Origin of the sequence: Komagataeibacter sp. FXV3, from assembly GCF_015155755.1 — a bacterium.
Taxonomy (GTDB): domain Bacteria; phylum Pseudomonadota; class Alphaproteobacteria; order Acetobacterales; family Acetobacteraceae; genus Komagataeibacter.
In genome coordinates, this window is sequence record NZ_VWPI01000109.1 from 1 (window position 1) to 15,163 (window position 15,163).

Sequence of the window (15,163 nt, forward strand, 5' to 3'; positions counted from 1 at the left end):
CAACTGCACTCGAAGCTGACATCACAACTTTTATCGATGCACATAACAAAAACCCACGGCCGTATCGGTGGGTCAAATCAGCCGACCAGATCCTCGCCTCGGTGAAGCGCTTTTGTCATAAGACAATGAGCCGAACTTCAGATTCAGGTGACTAGCGGCGGCTCACATTTATGTGCAACCGGAACCCGGCTACCGCTTTCACTGTTGAGGATTCATCATACCTAGGCAGGGACCCGCACATGGATACGCATACGTCTTCAACCCCGACATTACCGACCACGCCCGACGCATCGACCCGTATCCAGTTCCGCCTGTCCCTGCACCATGACCGTCCCGCACATCCGCCCCGACGCCGCATACGTCCGCTGGCAGCGTTTGGTCTGGCGCTGGTTCTTGCCGGCACGGGATTGAGCGGGTGCAAGCGGCACCACGAAACCACCGGCGAGAAAATAGATCATTTCGGGGACAAGATGCAGGACACGTTCGACCCGCCGAAAGGGCCGGCGGAAAAGGCCGGGCGTTCGATTGACCGCACCATCCACAACGACTGATGCCCGATGCGGTCAGGGCGCGATATCGCGCCCGATCGCATCAAACGGCAGGTCCATGACCGGATAATCCTGCCAGTTCCCATAATCGAAATGCCACCATTCCTCGGCCAGCGGCAGGAAGCCGCTTGCCGTCATGATACGGGCCAGCAGATCGCGCAGGGCACGCGCCGCAGCATTGCCACCGGCATAGGCCACATGGGCGCACGGTGTCATTTCATCAAAGCCCGAGGGCATGGACACCACCTGGCGGGTAGCAAGATCCCACAGCGTCAGATCCACGGCGCATCCACGGTTGTGACGGGAACCGGTGGCGGGATCACCGACGAATTCGTACAGATCCTCCGGCACCGCCTGCCGGAACAGGTAACTGACATGCCATGGACGATAGGCGTCATACACCAGCAACCCATAGCCATGCTGCGCGGCAAGCATGCGCGCATGGGACAGGGCCTGCGCCGCCGGGCGCTGCAGGAATGCCCGCACTGTCGGATAGACAGGAAAGCCAAGAAAATTCCGTGCCGTGGCGTAACGGATATCCAGTGCGATCGCCGGATCGACCTGTGTTACGTCAACCAGGTCGACGGCCCTGCGCGCAGGCGCAAACACCGGCATGCGCGCCGCCCGTGCGTTGGCCAGCAACACATCGGGCGCATGTTGCAATGGCACGCGGAATGACTCTTCGTCCGACTGCACATCGACAATCGGACCAGCCTGCCGTTGCGTTTCATGCGACATGCGCGGCCTTTCCCATCACATAGTCAGCATGACGCCATTCAGGCGGGCGGGGTATAGGACTGTACATCTTCCAGCGTATGACTGAGCAGGATCTTGCCACCATCGGTGGACTGTACCCACGATACGGGAATGGTGAAGGTACTTTCCGCCGGGCCATCAACCGTGATCTGGATGGTCGCATTGGTGTTGACGGCTGTCAGCGTGCCCATGCGGCCCGAACCTGTCGCGAACACATCCTGGCCCAGCATGGACTGCGTTACATCTGTCATGAATTTCCCTTCCCTGCGCAACTACAAAAGCCGCGCTGCCCTGTCGGCCTGAACCCCGCCATCATTCCAGGATCATCCGGTCACGGGGCCGCCCCGACAATACGGGCCGGCAGACAGGTTGCGATTGATGCCGCCATGGACATGGCGCTCCGGATTCATGCCCCGCATAACACACGCCGGGGGCACAAGTTGCCCTGCCCTCAGTTCACGCCAAACTGCTTGCGCTGGGACATGACCTTATTCAGCCGTTCATTATAGCTATGGTAGGTGCCACGGGGCACGCAACCCATTTCCTCCAGATCCTCGAGCTTGATGCTGTCATTCAGCCATGAATTGACTTCATTGAACTCGACTTTCTGCGGTACTTCCCGACCACTGAAGACCACCGGATCATCCTGCCCCTGCACGTAGCCGAACTTCATGAACGCCCCGCCCGCAGGCGCGTCATGCTGGGCCATTTCACCGCACACGACCGACGTCGCATCCATGGAATGGACCGTGACATTGCGGAATGTCGCCCCATGCGGGTCAGGTAGGGTGGCCGCGACATGACGCTCCGCCTCGGCAATGACGGAAGTCTTTTCCCCATGCCGTCCAGACGCCGCATGGGCCACCCCGGAAAACAGGCATATGGATACGCCCAGTATGATGAACCTTTTCATGCTTCCGCCTGCCTGATCATTCGCTTTGTCATTATCCGATCTTTCTGATGCGCTGCCCCGTTCCATCGGTCAAGCGGGCGACCTGCCATCGGATCACTTTCAATTATATAATGTGCGATAACAGTAACAAAGGCATGCCAGACAAAACCCCGGCGCCGCGTTATAACGGGGGTACTGCCGCAACCGGCACATTGCATGAAGGCCATCCCATGTCGCAGCGCCCCATTTCCAGTCCTGAACCCGATCCACACAGCCGGGCGGATTTCGTGCATGTGCGTGGCGCGCGCGAACACAACCTGAAGGATGTCAGCGTGGACATGCCGCGCGACCAGCTGGTGGTGTTCACGGGGGTTTCGGGATCGGGGAAATCATCCCTCGCCTTCGGGACGCTGTATGCGGAAGCGCAGCGACGGTACCTGGAATCCGTCTCCCCTTACGCACGTCGGCTGTTCAGGCAGATGCCTGTGCCCGACGTGACCGCCATCGAGGGCCTGCCCCCCGCCATCGCCCTGCAACAGCAGCGCGGCACGGGTACCGGGCGGTCTTCGGTCGGCAGCATCACCACGCTGTCGAACCTGCTGCGCATGCTGTATTCCCGCGCGGGACATTATCCCGACGGCATGAAACGGCTGGAGGCGGAATCCTTTTCCGTCAACACCCCCATGGGGGCCTGCCCGCAATGCCATGGGCAGGGCCGGATCATGGATACCACCACGGACCTGCTGGTGCCCGATGACAGCCTGTCCATCCGCCAGCGCGCCGTGGCCGCATGGCCCACCGCATGGCAGGGGCAGAACCTGCGCGATATCCTGATTACCAAGGGCGTGGACGTGGACTGCCCATGGCGCGACCTGCCGCAGAAAACGCGCGACTGGATCCTCTATACCGAGGAAACGCCGACCTACCCCGTCTATCCCGGCCTGGACCATGCTGCCGTACAGCGTGCAATCCGCGACCATGTGCCGCCGTCCTATAACGGCACATTCACCGGCGCGCGGCGCTACGTGCTGCATACCTTCGCGACATCACAGAGTGCCAACATGCGCAGGCGGGCCGAACGCTTCCTGACCGCGACCCCGTGCCCCACCTGCCATGGACAGCGCCTGAACCCTGACGCACTGCGTGTCACGCTGGCGGGGCTGAACATTGCGCAGATGACGCAGCAGACCCTGTCCACCATCGCGCGCACCCTCGCCCCACTGGCCGAAGGCACGCAGGTGCCCGACGATACGCCACAGGCAGGCGACGCCACCGCCATTGCCGCCCGCCGCATGGCCGCCGACCTGATCGGCCGCATCGGGGTGCTGGAACATCTGGGGCTGGGATACCTGCAGGCGGACCGGTCGGTCACCACCCTGTCACCGGGGGAATACCAGCGGCTGCGGCTGGGGACACAGATCCGGTCCAACCTGTTTGGCGTTGTGTATGTGCTGGATGAACCCTCCAGCGGGCTGCATCCGGCGGATGCCCATAACCTGCTGGATGCGCTGGAAGGGCTGAAGGCGGCGGGGAATTCGCTGTTCATCGTCGAACACAACCTCTACCTGATCCGCCGCGCGGACTGGATTGTCGATGTTGGTCCCGATGCGGGCACACGCGGGGGCGAAGTGCTGTACAGCGGCCCGCCAGATGGCCTGCGGGACGTGAAGCTGTCGCGCACCGCGCCCTACCTGTTCGCCAGTGATACGCCCATCGCGGGCACGCCGCGTCCGGCCAGGGGATGGCTAAAGCTGGACGGGATCACGTGGAACAACCTCCGTAACCTGCGTGTCGAAATCCCGCTGGGTACCTTCGTGACCGTCACCGGCCTGTCCGGGTCGGGCAAGTCCAGCCTGGTCAGTCAGGCCCTGCCCGCCATTGTGGCCCATGCGCTGGGACAGAAGCTGGTGCAGGATACGGACGGCGAAAACATCGAGGACATGCCCATCGGCACACCGCAGGGACATGTCACCTCCGGGGCCAACCAGATCAAACGGCTGGTCATGATCGACCAGAAGCCGATCGGTCGCACGCCGCGTTCCAACCTTGCGACCTATACCGGCCTGTTTGACACGATACGGCAGATGTATGCCGCAACCGACCTTGCGAAATCACGCGGTTACGACGCCGGGCGTTTTTCCTTCAACCTGCCCAAGGGCCGCTGTCCCACCTGCGAGGGGGCTGGGTCGGTCATGGTGGAACTGCTGTTCCTGCCCAGTGTCTATTCCCCCTGCCCCACCTGCCACGGCACGCGCTACCAGCCGGATGTACTGGAAATCACGATACGCGGGAAATCCATTGCCGATGTCCTGAACATGACGGTAGACGACGCGGCCGTGTTCTTTGCCGACACGCCATCACTGGCCAACGCGCTGGGTACGTTGCAGCAGGGCGGTCTGGGCTACCTGCGACTGGGACAGCCCGCAACCGAGCTTTCGGGGGGCGAGACACAGCGCATCAAGCTTGCGACCGAACTGCAGAAGCAGCGCCGGGGCCACACGTTGTATATCCTTGATGAACCGACCACCGGCCTGCACCCGGCGGATGTGGACCGGCTGCAGACCCATCTGCAGTCACTGGTCGATGGCGGCCACACCGTCGTGGTGGCCGAACATGACATGCGGGTTGCGGCACGTGGGGACTGGGTGATCGACATGGGACCCGGTGCGGGGGATGCGGGCGGCCTGATTGTCGCCGCAGGCACGCCCCATGATGTCGCACGCGCATCCGACAGCCGCACTGCACCGTTTCTACTGCCGCTAACTGGCTGAAAACAGAAAGAAGTTTTTGGCGAAGCTTTTTTCAAAAAGCTTCGAAGAACGCCGCCTTTTTGAAAAAAGGCGGCACCCAAAAACTTTTATGACTTAATACCTTCAGGCTGGCAGCACTGCCCACATCGTGGCGACACCAGCGAAAACCAGCAGGGCCGCAACCAGCGTCATGATGCTCCAGCTGCGCAGCCCTTCGCGCACACTCACGCCGCACATGCGGGTCACGATCCAGAACCCCGCGTCATTGACATGCGACAGCGCCATGCCGCCCGCCCCCATGGCCAGCGCCACAAGCGTCAGATGCGTCTGGTCCAGGTGCAGCCGCCCGATCATGGGGCCAAGGATACCCGCCGTGGTCATCAACGCCACCGTAGTCGGCCCCTGCGCCACGCGCAGGATCATGGTCAGGACAAAGGCCAGCACCAGCAATGGCAGCCCACTTGCCGCCAGCAGGCCGCCCAGCGCATCACCCACGCCGCTGCCCACCAGCACCTGCGCAAATGCGCCACCCGCGCCGGTAATCAGGATGATGATGGCCGTCCCCGGCAGGGCGGCGACCACCACTTCGGATACGGTAGCCAGCGCCAGCCCGCGCCGCAGCCCCAGCAACCATGCGCACAACATGACATCCAGCCCAAGGGCGACAAAGGGAATACCCGCAAAGACCAGCACCGACCGCAGGCGACCGGGCGGCATGAGTTCCCCCGCCAGCGTGCCCGCCACCATCAGCATGACCGGCACGGCAATGACCGCGACGATTTCCCCCATGCCGACCGGACGCTTCTGACCAGCCTGCATGAACAGGCGGGCGGGTTCATCCGCCGCGCCATGGCCCCGGGCGGCGTCGCGCGCTTCATCCACCACGGCGCGGATATCGGGCGCACAGCCGAAGGGCTGCGCCATGATCGGGCGCGTCAGCACATAGGTCAGCACGGTCACCACCGCCGCCAGCGGCAGGCCAAGCAACAGCATGTGCCCCGCGCCCACACCCAGTGCCGCCGCCACCGCCACGGCGCCGGGATGGGGTGGCAGCAACGCATGCACCGTCAGCATGGTGACCGCCATGGGAATGCCAAAGACCGCGGGTGGCCGTCCCGTCTGCCGTGCCATGCCATAGACCAGCGGCATGAGCATGATGACGCCGACCTCAAAAAACACCGGAATACCGACCCCGAAGGCGGAAATGACCAGCGCCAGTGGCACATGGGCCGCACCCACCCGGCGCACCAGTCCCTGTGCTACGACAGCGGCCCCGCCAGACAGGTCGATCATGCGCCCGATCATGGCCCCAAGGGCTACGATAATGGCGATATGGCCCATGGTGCGGCCCATGCTGCCCTGCACCGCGTCAGCCAGCTTTGTCACCGGCATGCCGGTCAGCAGCGCTACCCCCACCGCGACAATCAGCAGGGCCACGAAAGGATGCAGCCGCAGCCACAGGATCAGCAACAGCAGGACGGCAATGGAACCAATGCCAACCAGAATCAGCGCAAGCGGAGTCATGCAGGGAATCCCGGGCGTAAGAGCGGCCTGTCCTGGACGGCCAAACGGATCTTATCGGGCATCCCGACACGGCCCGCAACGCCGACACGCATGAAAAGCATATCCTGCGGCCACAATGGCGGGAAACCGGAATTTTTCAGGTGATTATCGTGTCCCCTGCAACATGGGGAAATTTTCATGCTTGACAGGTTTCAATCCTGTCTGCATTACGCGCCACCGGTCACGAACCGCAGTCGCTTTTTTGGGGCCTGAACGCCCCGGGACGCCATGCCATGACAACCATGATCAATACGCCATTGCCCTCCGCCCGCAGCATGCATGCACGCCGCGCCGTGGACCATGCCAAGAGCATCATGCGCGAAATGTGGATCGTGCCCATGGTCGTCATGGGCAGCGTCCTGTGCGGTGGTGTGGTGACCCTGCTGTCGCACCTGCTCGGGCATGCCGGGTAAGGCACGCCCGCCCCGGAACGCAGGTTCAGGGGCCGGGTTCAGGCGATCCTAGCGCGAAGCGGAACGTTCTTTGCCTGCGCGGCGGCGTTCTGCCTTGTGCGGCGCGGGTTCCGCCAGCCAGTGGATACGGGCGTTGCGCAGTTCGAAATTGCGCTGTCCCTGTACCCCCATATCCCCGAACGGGTCATACACCACGCCGCTGACCTCGGCCTGGCACTGTTCGTTCTTGCCGGTATCGCCACAGATCTGCTGGGCCTTGCGGAAGGAGGATTCCTCCATCGTCGGGCCATCAAGCGGCACCGCCCCGTTCCAGTCCACCTGCCCCGGCAGGTCGGCAATACGGAAGGCTGCGCAATCCGCCCCGCCTGAATTGGCAGAAGTGATATAACACCCCTCGACCCGAACCAGCTTGCCCACATACTGGGCCGCCTGTGTCTGGAACGCCGCCACGTCCAGTGTCGCCACCGGTGCCGGGGCTGCTTCATGGCGTGCCTTCGCTTCCCGTGCCGTGGCGGGACCGGGGGCGGTTACTGCCGCGACAAGGGCCAGCCCGCCTGCCAGCACGCCAAGATGAAAACGTCGCCTCACGTCCTGTCTTCCTTTTCATGTGGGTCAGCCCGTGCTGACAATCCGCAAAGGAAGAATGTTTGCCATACACACCGCCATTGTCACCACGGCCCAGCGTGCGGGCTGCCATGCATGCACAACCGCCCTACACCCCCAACCATACGGGGCGCCCACCTTGCCCATCGCCATCCCGGCATTGCGTGGCGTCACGCGCCCTGCCGCCCTGCCCGCAACGGGAATGGTGCAGGCAGGTATCAGGATGAATTGACGATATATCCCTCTCTTTACAATGATGATGTCATTAGCGTATGCCCCGATCTGGTCCGCATGTGGTTTATGTAAAACGAATAAAAAATAAAAATGACACTACAACCAACAGATCTGAAATATAATTTTCCAAAAATTATCATCATCAGCCTGTCACACGCCATCGAACGCCGGAATACGCTGGCACGGCAACTTACCGGCTTCGGTCTTGATTTCGATTTTCTGGATGCGGTCGATGCCCATGACCTGACCGATCATGATTATGGAATCTATAACAGGCGCAGACGCCGGATTTTCATGGGCAAGGATCTGTACCCGGGGGAAATAGCCTGCATGCTGTCGCACAGGAAGGCCATGCGGCGGGTCGCGACCACGGACCGGCCATCGGTCATTCTGGAAGATGACGTCCTGCTTTCCACCGACTGGCCCTATGTCATCCATGCCCTGATGGCGCGGCAGGAAGAATGGGAATTCGTGCGTTTTTTTGGCGACGAAAAACATGCCACCCGCCTGCAGCGCAAGCTGGTGCCACTGGGGCGCGATTACTGGCTGACCCGCATGTCCACATCACCCGGCGGCGCCCATGCCTACCTGATTACCCCATCTGGCGCGCGCCGGATCCTGCATTGCCTGGACTACACGGCCACACCGATCGACACATTGATGGGCCAGCCATGGAAAACCGGGCTGGGCGCCCTGAGCGTCTGGCCCGGGCTGGCGCGGGAAAACGGGAAATTCCCATCCCATATCGGCAATGCCCGCTTTGCCAGCGCACCCACCACGACAGGACTGGAACGCACCCTGTATTTCGCGGCCAACCCCGGCCTGCGGCTGGTGCAAAACATACTCAAACGCGGGTTCTATTACGGCCACGCGCCATCCGACCACTGGCACCGGCACCGGCACCGCGTGCAGGCGGCCCCTCCCTCCGCACCCGTGCAAATCTGACCCGTTTTCCGCACATATAAGACCTGGCGCAGGCCCCCGGCCCGGCAGGCCACAGCGCCCTCACTTCCTAGAACGGGGAAGCCTTCTGTCCCGCGCCCTGACCCAGATTTGCGAAATGCTGGGTTTCGGTACAGCCGCGGAAACGGTCCAGAACGGGAATGCTTCCCGCCAGGTTGACGCTGAGTGTCGTGCGATCGCCAAACTTCACCAGTGCCACATGCGACGTCGCCATGGCATCCAGCAGGTGGGTGAGGTCATCGGCATGGATGTCGGCGGCAAGGGTCGTGGCGTCATTGGCCTGCATGTGGAACACGCGGGTATAGGCCCCCACGGTAACCGTCATGTCGCCCTTTTCACCATTGGCCAGCGTCCAGTGGTCATCCGCGCTGCGCACCTGCAGCGAATCGGCATCGGCACGGAACATCAGGATTTCGCTTTCCGAACCGGCAATGCACAGATCGGTATGCACACCGGCATCAGGCGTATGATGAATGGCGACCCAGCCACCGGCGCGTTCATCCACCAGCATCTGCGACGGGCTGGGGCTGCTGTTCTCGTCCTCGGGCTGCATGGCCACGGGCACGGCACGGGGCCGTTCATCGTAAGACTGCGCTAACGCGATCCCCGGCACGGTGATCAGCGCCATACAACCCAGAAGAAAATTCCGTTTTCTGTTCACTTTGCGACAATCCCATTGCAACAAGGACCGACGAATCGGGATAATGGATAATTTCAGCATCACTGTGACGTGATTTAGACATATATTGTCATAATTCAGGTCAGGAAAAGATATTTCCACATGCCTGCTTCCATGACGGGAAACACGGACGGCATGCCGCATGATCGTGACAGGCCTGCGACAAAATATGTCCGTTCTTTCAAACGCGATGCGTGCCATGCGGGCGGCGAAAATAATACTAAAGAAGATTTTCATTTTGACGCGCCACAGGGGCGATCTGTGCAGGCGGCATTGGTTTGTCGGTATCACGCCGTTATCATGGGGCGCGTTGATGACATTTTATGGATACTGGAAGGAAATAGCCGGGATGCGCCTGCTACCTGCTGCCATCCTGGCAATCGGGACCCTCTGCGCCACGCCCTGCGCGCACGCCGCCGACCCGGACTGGATATTCGCCAATAGCGGACCGGGCGGCCAGCCCATGATCATGTCCCATCAGGGCACGCTGGATATCATGTTCTACCGCGCGACCAGCGGTACGGTCGGCATTGCCTTCCACCAGCGCCACGGTCGTTACCACAACCCGAAAGGGGTGGAGACAGCCATGGTGATGATCGGCAAATTCACCATTGCGCTGCAGGTCTTTGGCAATACCCAGAAATGGGACACGGCAGGGGGCGACCTGAAACCCGATACCGTGCCCGATCTGGTCAGTGCCCTGCAGGGGGCGGCCACGGGCGCGCTGATCCCGTTCGAACGCGACCCGGTACCGTTTTCGGTAAAGGGGGCGATGGCCGCCCTTGATGACCTGGCCCGGTATGCCACCCAGCATGGGGAAAGCCTGCCACCGCCGCTGCAACCCGCCCCTGCCGCCCATGCGGCAGCCCCGGTGGTGGATATAGAAAAGCTGGCCCATCACCCGTACGATACCCAGCACGGGCGCAAACTGGTGCTGCCGCAATATGATATTGCGGCCAACTGCGACCGTGCCCATATCGAAATGCAGGATACGGACGGAGAATGCATTGGCGCCGAACAGAAAAGCCAGGCAGCCCTGACCACGCACTGGACCGGATACGACAGCGACCTGCGCGCCGCCTGCCTGTCACTGGTCAGCGATCCGGGGCGGCTGGAAAAGTACCAGGCACTGCTTATGTGCCTGTCGCGCTATCAGGATGACCGGCGTCAGTGGCAGCTTGTCTCCGGCTCCAGCGGTAGCGATGACATCATGCCCGCCAAGAACCCGGCGCAGGCGGGTGATACGCCGGCAACACCTGCCGCCCACCCCTGAAAAATCAGTCGGTGGGGTTACGGCGCGTCAATGCGAAGATGAAAAAGACCACACCGCTGAGCAGCAGCCCGAACAGGATGACCAACGGCTGGATATAGAGTACCACCAGCACAAGGAACAGCACCAGCAGGGCGCTGTATTTCAGCTTGCGGTCCTCACTGGAAAACAGGTCGATCAACCCTTCGGAAATCTGGTGCAGGGCTGATGCGCCCTCTGTGCCTTCACGCGGGGCGACCGTCAGCCCCTGACGCGCCAATTGCTGCAGGAAAAGACGCGCCTGATCCTGTGGCGGTGCAGCAGCCGCATCACGGCCCATGCCGGTGGGCAGGGATGCCGCCACGGCATCAATGACACGACTATCCACAGAAACCTTATCGTCCATTTTTAGCAGTTCCCCCAGCCATGCAGCGTGCAACGCGCTGGCCCATCCACGCTGTTATCCACATAACTTACTGGTTTATCCCCAAAAGGGGGATTATTGCCCTCCGGCATGATTATGGCCCACATGGGCGCATGCGATACGCCTGCCATCGCGCAGCGACGGGTCAACCGTCATCTCGCCGCGCGGTACCGGGCCGTCAGCAATCCGGTGACCCGTGCCCATATGGCCCGACCATGTGGCGTAGGACAGCGTGCGGTACGTATCCGCCGCACAGTTGTACATGACGGAAAACCGGACCGAGGCAAAGGGCAGCCCGTGACGGATCATGTCCTCGTCAAAATCCTGAATGAACGTGGCGGATGAATGCGTGCCATGAACCTGGACCGAGGCAAGGTCGATATACTCATTCACCTTGTTCTGGTACGGCGGCAGCTTCTGCAGTTCCGTCTCACCATGCGGGGCCGGGGATACGGGCTGGTCCTGCACCTGTGCCGCCCTTGCGCCGTTTACCATCCCACCACAGGCCATGCCCGCAGCCATCAGCGCCACCACAACCCTGTATCGCATCTTCTCCCTTTCAGGCGCGCGAAACGCACGCGTACACACCACACCCGTATTCATTGCCCTGTTTTGCAGGATCGAACCCATAGCGGCAAGATAAACAGCAGCGAACAGGGCTTCATACCGACCCCATAATGACAGGAATGCGCCATGCACGCTTTTTTTCGCACGGGAACTGCCGTTTTTCCCTTGTCGGGCTGCTGGCGATGGCGGTTGTCACGGCGGCCCATGCGGATCCCGCACCAGCCGTGACACTGGACCGTGCCCCGTTTGGCATCACCCCGGATGGCCAGAAGGTTGAACGCTTCACCATGGCCAACAGGCATGGCATGCGCGTGCAGGTCGTGACCTATGGCGCGACCATCACCGCCATTGATGCACCCGATGCCCACGGCCATGTCGCGGATATCGTGCTGGGGTTCGCGACACTGGAGGGATATACGCGTGACAGCGCACGTGGCGGCCTGTTTTTTGGGGCGACGGTCGGGCGCGTGGCCAACCGCATCGCCAACGGTACCTTCGTGCTGGACGGACGGACCTACCACATTCCCCGAACCGAGGGGACCAACGCCCTGCATGGTGGCCGCAAGGGGTTCGACAGGCATGTCTGGACGGTGGAAAACACCAGCGTCACCGCCAGCAGCGCCAGCGTGACCCTGAAACTGGTCAGCCCGGACGGGGATCAAGGTTTCCCCGGCACGCTGACCACGCATGTCACCTTTAGCCTGAACGATGGCAATGAACTGTCACTGCACTACACCGCGACAACGGACCGGCCGACGGTGGTCAACCTGACGAACCACAGCTATTTCAACCTGGGTGGGGAAGGCAGTGGTTCGATCGAAAACGAAGTCCTGCAGGTCAATGCCGCTACCTTTATCCCCATTGATGCGAAATCACTGCCGCTGGGCACGGTCGCACCCGTTGCGGGCACGGCGCTGGACTTCCGCACGCCCCACCGTATTGGCGAGCGCCTGCGCGATCAGGATCTACAGATGATGTATCAGCACGGTTATGACCAGAACTGGATCGTCAACAGTCAGCTATCGCGCATACCGGTGCCTGCGGCCCGCCTGTGGGACCCGGCATCGGGGCGGGTGCTGGATGTGCTGACCACGCAGCCGGGGCTGCAGGTCTATACATCCAACGCGCTTGACGGCAGTTACGTCGGGCCTTCGGGTCATGCCTATCGCCAGACGGATGCCGTGGCGCTGGAAACACAGCATTATCTCGACAGCCCCAACCATCCCGGTTTTCCCAGCATCATACTGCGGCCGGGGCAGACATATGACGAAACCACCCTTTACCGCGTGGGCGTGCAACCTGTCCCCCATCCGCGTCCTTAAGGAATATGGGGAATACCGTTGATTCCGGGAGGAATATCCTTACATACCTCGCTATAGCGTGATTGAAGGACACAGGATCCAGATGAAAAAAATTGCCGTTGTGCTTCTGCTCGCGGGGCTGGCAGCATGCCAGTCCGGTCATTCGCCCTCTGATCCAAGCGAAAGCGGCGGTATCGGTGGCATGACCGGATCACCGGGGCAGGATGCGCCCAGCGACGGACCCGGCGGAAGTGGTGGACCGGGCATGGGCAACTAGCCCGCACGACCGGGTGCGGGCGTAGCGGTATCAGTCGCGCCCGCCACTCAGGTTGATGACGCCAAGCCCCAGCAGACCAAGTCCGGCCAGCCCTTCAGCCACCATCCATGATATCGGGCCGATCCCTTCAGCCGTCATGCCGCGCACCAGAACACCCACGCTGCCAATCATCAGGAGCAGGGACACAATGGTAACCCATTTTACAATCTTGCCGCGGTTCATCAATCTCTTCGCTGTCTGTCGATCCGGTTACCGGCAGGCCCGGTCCCTGCCCTTCTAACACCCTGAACGGTCAATCGTCCAAACACAGCATGCGCAGCGGCAATGCGCCTGCCGCGTATCAGGGACCATTTCATGCAGATGTGATCCCGCGCCGATGCATCCTTGCGTATCGTCATGACGTTGATGGCTTCATGAACCCTTAGGGCACAGGCCCCACGACAGGGATACCCCACATCGGCAAGGAGCAAGGTCATGCAGGCAACCGGCACCCTTTCCACCCCGCCACGTCAATGGCCCGCGCGCATGCGGCACCTTGTCCGGACATGCGCGGCTTATCCATACGCCTTCCTGCGTCTGTGGGACGGGGACTGACCCGGCTCCGGTTCATTCATGCCGCAGGTCGGATGCGGAAAACCATTCGTCATTGCCCGTACGGTCACTACGCACGCGGATCTGGCCATTTTCGATGATTTCGACGATGTCACCCTTCATTCCGCGCAGTTCCGGTTTGACCGGTGCATCATCCCTGACCACCACGATATCACCTGCCTTGAAATCCACGTCCGGTTCTCCTTTCTTCCGATTATGGCGGTCCTGTGCTGGGGCATGGTCATATTAGCCCACGACCCTGCCCGCACCCGCCAATCATGCCAGCGATGGCGGACATCACAAGCCGTTGTCCGGCCATGTCATACCACATCCGCACAAAGGGCAGGTTGCCGCAGGGAAAGATGTTCCGACATGAAGGGGGAACCCGATACAGCATACAGGAAGACCTCATGTCATCAGAACATCACCTGCCTTCCGCCACGGACCTGCAGCGCGAACTGGAACAGGTGCGCCGTGATTACGCCATTGCACTGAAGGACCGGCCCGAGCACGCCCGGGCACTTGAAGCACGCGCCAGAAAGCTGGAAGCCGAACTCGCCCGCCAGAAATAACAGGCGGATACGGGTCGGGACATGACGCATCCGGCCCGGCCGGGCAACATGGCATGGCCCGGTATTGACCACTCCCATGTCAAGATGGCCGCATGACAGGCAGCCATGCGGTGGCAGACATGGTTCATGGCGTGGTCCCACCCCATGTGAATGGGAACGGACACGCCGTGTGTCCCCTACAGAACAAGAATTAGGATGCTATCATGAGCAAAGTGGCAACCAGTGGTCCCGACGCACAGGGCAAGTACAGCCTGGAAGTAAGCATCGGCGGCCTGACCGGCACGCTGGGCGGTTTTTCTTCCGCCATGGAAGCCGAGGATTATGCCGTTTCCCTGCTGCGCCGCGTCAAGGAACTGGCCAAGGCCGATAACCTGAAGACGGCCTGAAATAATTCCTGAAACCCCGCCGACAGGCGGGGGCGTACGACAGTATGCCCCCGCCGGGCGGGATGACGGCCATCACCGGTCGTCTTTATGCCTTTTTTCTTTATACAGTTGGAAACCTGACAGGATCAGGACGTGAAGCTGTATATGGAAAAAAGGACACTCTTTCCCATGAAACGACTGACCCGGTCACTGTCGGTACTGGTTTTGGCCAGTCCGCTTGTCGCCTGCGTGGATGGCCCCGGATATGGCGGCTATTACGGTGGGTACGGTTATGGCCCCAGCGGGGGTTATTATAGCGGATATGGCGATTATTACGGCGGCGCGCCCGAATATATCGGGCGTGGCGGTGGATGGGGTGGCGGTCGCGGCGGCCCCGGTGGCGGTTTCCATGGTGG

20 protein-coding genes and 2 pseudogenes are annotated in these 15,163 nt (G+C 61.4%); 12 read left to right on the plus strand and 10 right to left on the minus strand.

From position 1 onward, the window contains the following. Window positions 1-155, plus strand: a pseudogene (locus F1542_RS10040) (IS630 family transposase); the annotation flags it as partial. Between the two features lie 84 nt (window positions 156-239). Next, the gene (locus F1542_RS10045) at window positions 240-551 is read left to right on the plus strand and encodes a hypothetical protein (RefSeq protein ID WP_193732913.1); all 312 of its coding nucleotides are present in this window, start codon (window positions 240-242) and stop codon (window positions 549-551) included. Between the two features lie 12 nt (window positions 552-563). Here F1542_RS10045 and F1542_RS10050 read toward each other — a convergent pair whose 3' ends face one another. From F1542_RS10050 to F1542_RS10060, 3 genes are all read right to left on the minus strand, one after another. Then, window positions 564-1,286, minus strand: a complete 723-nt coding sequence (locus tag F1542_RS10050; protein ID WP_193732914.1) for a M15 family metallopeptidase — start codon at window positions 1,284-1,286, stop codon at window positions 564-566. Window positions 1,287-1,324: 38 nt separating this feature from the next. After that, the gene (locus tag F1542_RS10055; RefSeq protein WP_010508653.1) at window positions 1,325-1,555 is read right to left on the minus strand and encodes a DUF2171 domain-containing protein; all 231 of its coding nucleotides are present in this window, start codon (window positions 1,553-1,555) and stop codon (window positions 1,325-1,327) included. Window positions 1,556-1,755: 200 nt separating this feature from the next. Then, complete coding sequence (locus tag F1542_RS10060; protein WP_227672644.1) at window positions 1,756-2,217, minus strand: hypothetical protein; 462 nt, start codon at window positions 2,215-2,217, stop codon at window positions 1,756-1,758. A 209-nt stretch (window positions 2,218-2,426) separates the two neighbouring features. On the opposite strand from F1542_RS10060, the gene F1542_RS10065 reads away from it, so the two are divergent. Further along, window positions 2,427-4,967, plus strand: a complete 2,541-nt coding sequence (locus F1542_RS10065; protein WP_227672647.1) for an excinuclease ABC subunit UvrA — start codon at window positions 2,427-2,429, stop codon at window positions 4,965-4,967. Window positions 4,968-5,069: 102 nt separating this feature from the next. Here the strand turns inward: F1542_RS10065 and F1542_RS10070 are convergent, their stop codons facing one another. Beyond that, window positions 5,070-6,470, minus strand: a complete 1,401-nt coding sequence (locus F1542_RS10070) for a gluconate:H+ symporter (RefSeq protein ID WP_193732917.1) — start codon at window positions 6,468-6,470, stop codon at window positions 5,070-5,072. A 272-nt stretch (window positions 6,471-6,742) separates the two neighbouring features. On the opposite strand from F1542_RS10070, the gene F1542_RS10075 reads away from it, so the two are divergent. Next, the gene (locus F1542_RS10075; protein ID WP_193732918.1) at window positions 6,743-6,922 is read left to right on the plus strand and encodes a hypothetical protein; all 180 of its coding nucleotides are present in this window, start codon (window positions 6,743-6,745) and stop codon (window positions 6,920-6,922) included. A 48-nt stretch (window positions 6,923-6,970) separates the two neighbouring features. Here the strand turns inward: F1542_RS10075 and F1542_RS10080 are convergent, their stop codons facing one another. Continuing rightward, window positions 6,971-7,510 (minus strand): hypothetical protein, encoded by a 540-nt coding sequence (locus F1542_RS10080; protein ID WP_346011885.1) that lies wholly within the window; start codon window positions 7,508-7,510, stop codon window positions 6,971-6,973. A gap of 55 nt (window positions 7,511-7,565) precedes the next feature. Between F1542_RS10080 and F1542_RS10085 the strand changes: the two genes are divergently transcribed. Together F1542_RS10085 and F1542_RS10090 are read left to right on the plus strand one after the other, a co-directional pair. After that, on the plus strand, window positions 7,566-7,757 hold the full coding sequence (locus F1542_RS10085) for a hypothetical protein (RefSeq protein ID WP_193732919.1): 192 nt from the start codon (window positions 7,566-7,568) through the stop codon (window positions 7,755-7,757). A 92-nt stretch (window positions 7,758-7,849) separates the two neighbouring features. Continuing rightward, window positions 7,850-8,704, plus strand: coding sequence for a glycosyltransferase family 25 protein (locus F1542_RS10090; RefSeq protein WP_193732920.1), 855 nt, complete (start codon window positions 7,850-7,852; stop codon window positions 8,702-8,704). A 67-nt stretch (window positions 8,705-8,771) separates the two neighbouring features. Here F1542_RS10090 and F1542_RS10095 read toward each other — a convergent pair whose 3' ends face one another. Continuing rightward, window positions 8,772-9,350 (minus strand): hypothetical protein, encoded by a 579-nt coding sequence (locus tag F1542_RS10095; RefSeq protein ID WP_193732921.1) that lies wholly within the window; start codon window positions 9,348-9,350, stop codon window positions 8,772-8,774. Window positions 9,351-9,543: 193 nt separating this feature from the next. On the opposite strand from F1542_RS10095, the gene F1542_RS10100 reads away from it, so the two are divergent. Further along, the gene (locus tag F1542_RS10100; RefSeq protein ID WP_193732922.1) at window positions 9,544-10,674 is read left to right on the plus strand and encodes a hypothetical protein; all 1,131 of its coding nucleotides are present in this window, start codon (window positions 9,544-9,546) and stop codon (window positions 10,672-10,674) included. Between the two features lie 4 nt (window positions 10,675-10,678). On the opposite strand, the gene F1542_RS10105 is transcribed toward F1542_RS10100, so the two are convergent. Beyond that, a complete protein-coding gene (locus F1542_RS10105) occupies window positions 10,679-11,056 on the minus strand; it encodes a hypothetical protein (RefSeq protein ID WP_193732923.1) in 378 nt (125 codons plus the stop codon). Between the two features lie 93 nt (window positions 11,057-11,149). Further along, the gene (locus tag F1542_RS10110; RefSeq protein ID WP_227672646.1) at window positions 11,150-11,623 is read right to left on the minus strand and encodes a surface-adhesin E family protein; all 474 of its coding nucleotides are present in this window, start codon (window positions 11,621-11,623) and stop codon (window positions 11,150-11,152) included. Window positions 11,624-11,760: 137 nt separating this feature from the next. On the opposite strand from F1542_RS10110, the gene F1542_RS10115 reads away from it, so the two are divergent. Beyond that, window positions 11,761-12,963 (plus strand): aldose epimerase family protein, encoded by a 1,203-nt coding sequence (locus tag F1542_RS10115; protein WP_193732925.1) that lies wholly within the window; start codon window positions 11,761-11,763, stop codon window positions 12,961-12,963. An 82-nt stretch (window positions 12,964-13,045) separates the two neighbouring features. Then, the gene (locus tag F1542_RS10120; RefSeq protein ID WP_010508667.1) at window positions 13,046-13,219 is read left to right on the plus strand and encodes a hypothetical protein; all 174 of its coding nucleotides are present in this window, start codon (window positions 13,046-13,048) and stop codon (window positions 13,217-13,219) included. A gap of 30 nt (window positions 13,220-13,249) precedes the next feature. Here the strand turns inward: F1542_RS10120 and F1542_RS10125 are convergent, their stop codons facing one another. Together F1542_RS10125 and F1542_RS10130 are read right to left on the minus strand one after the other, a co-directional pair. Then, entirely contained in the window at window positions 13,250-13,405 is a 156-nt protein-coding gene (locus F1542_RS10125; RefSeq protein ID WP_227001026.1) for a hypothetical protein, read from the minus strand. A gap of 420 nt (window positions 13,406-13,825) precedes the next feature. Beyond that, window positions 13,826-14,002 carry a hypothetical protein gene (locus tag F1542_RS10130; RefSeq protein WP_010508670.1) on the minus strand — a complete coding sequence of 59 codons (177 nt, stop codon included), beginning with the start codon at window positions 14,000-14,002 and terminating at the stop codon, window positions 13,826-13,828. Between the two features lie 218 nt (window positions 14,003-14,220). Here F1542_RS10130 and F1542_RS10135 point away from each other — a divergent pair, with 218 nt between their 5' ends. From F1542_RS10135 to F1542_RS17375, 3 genes and pseudogenes are all read left to right on the plus strand, one after another. Further along, entirely contained in the window at window positions 14,221-14,382 is a 162-nt protein-coding gene (locus F1542_RS10135) for a hypothetical protein (RefSeq protein ID WP_193732926.1), read from the plus strand. Between the two features lie 203 nt (window positions 14,383-14,585). Beyond that, window positions 14,586-14,768: a hypothetical protein gene (locus F1542_RS10140; RefSeq protein ID WP_019085838.1), complete on the plus strand. Its 183-nt coding sequence runs from the start codon at window positions 14,586-14,588 to the stop codon at window positions 14,766-14,768. Window positions 14,769-14,936: 168 nt separating this feature from the next. Next, a pseudogene (locus tag F1542_RS17375) lies at window positions 14,937-15,163 on the plus strand (hypothetical protein); the annotation flags it as partial.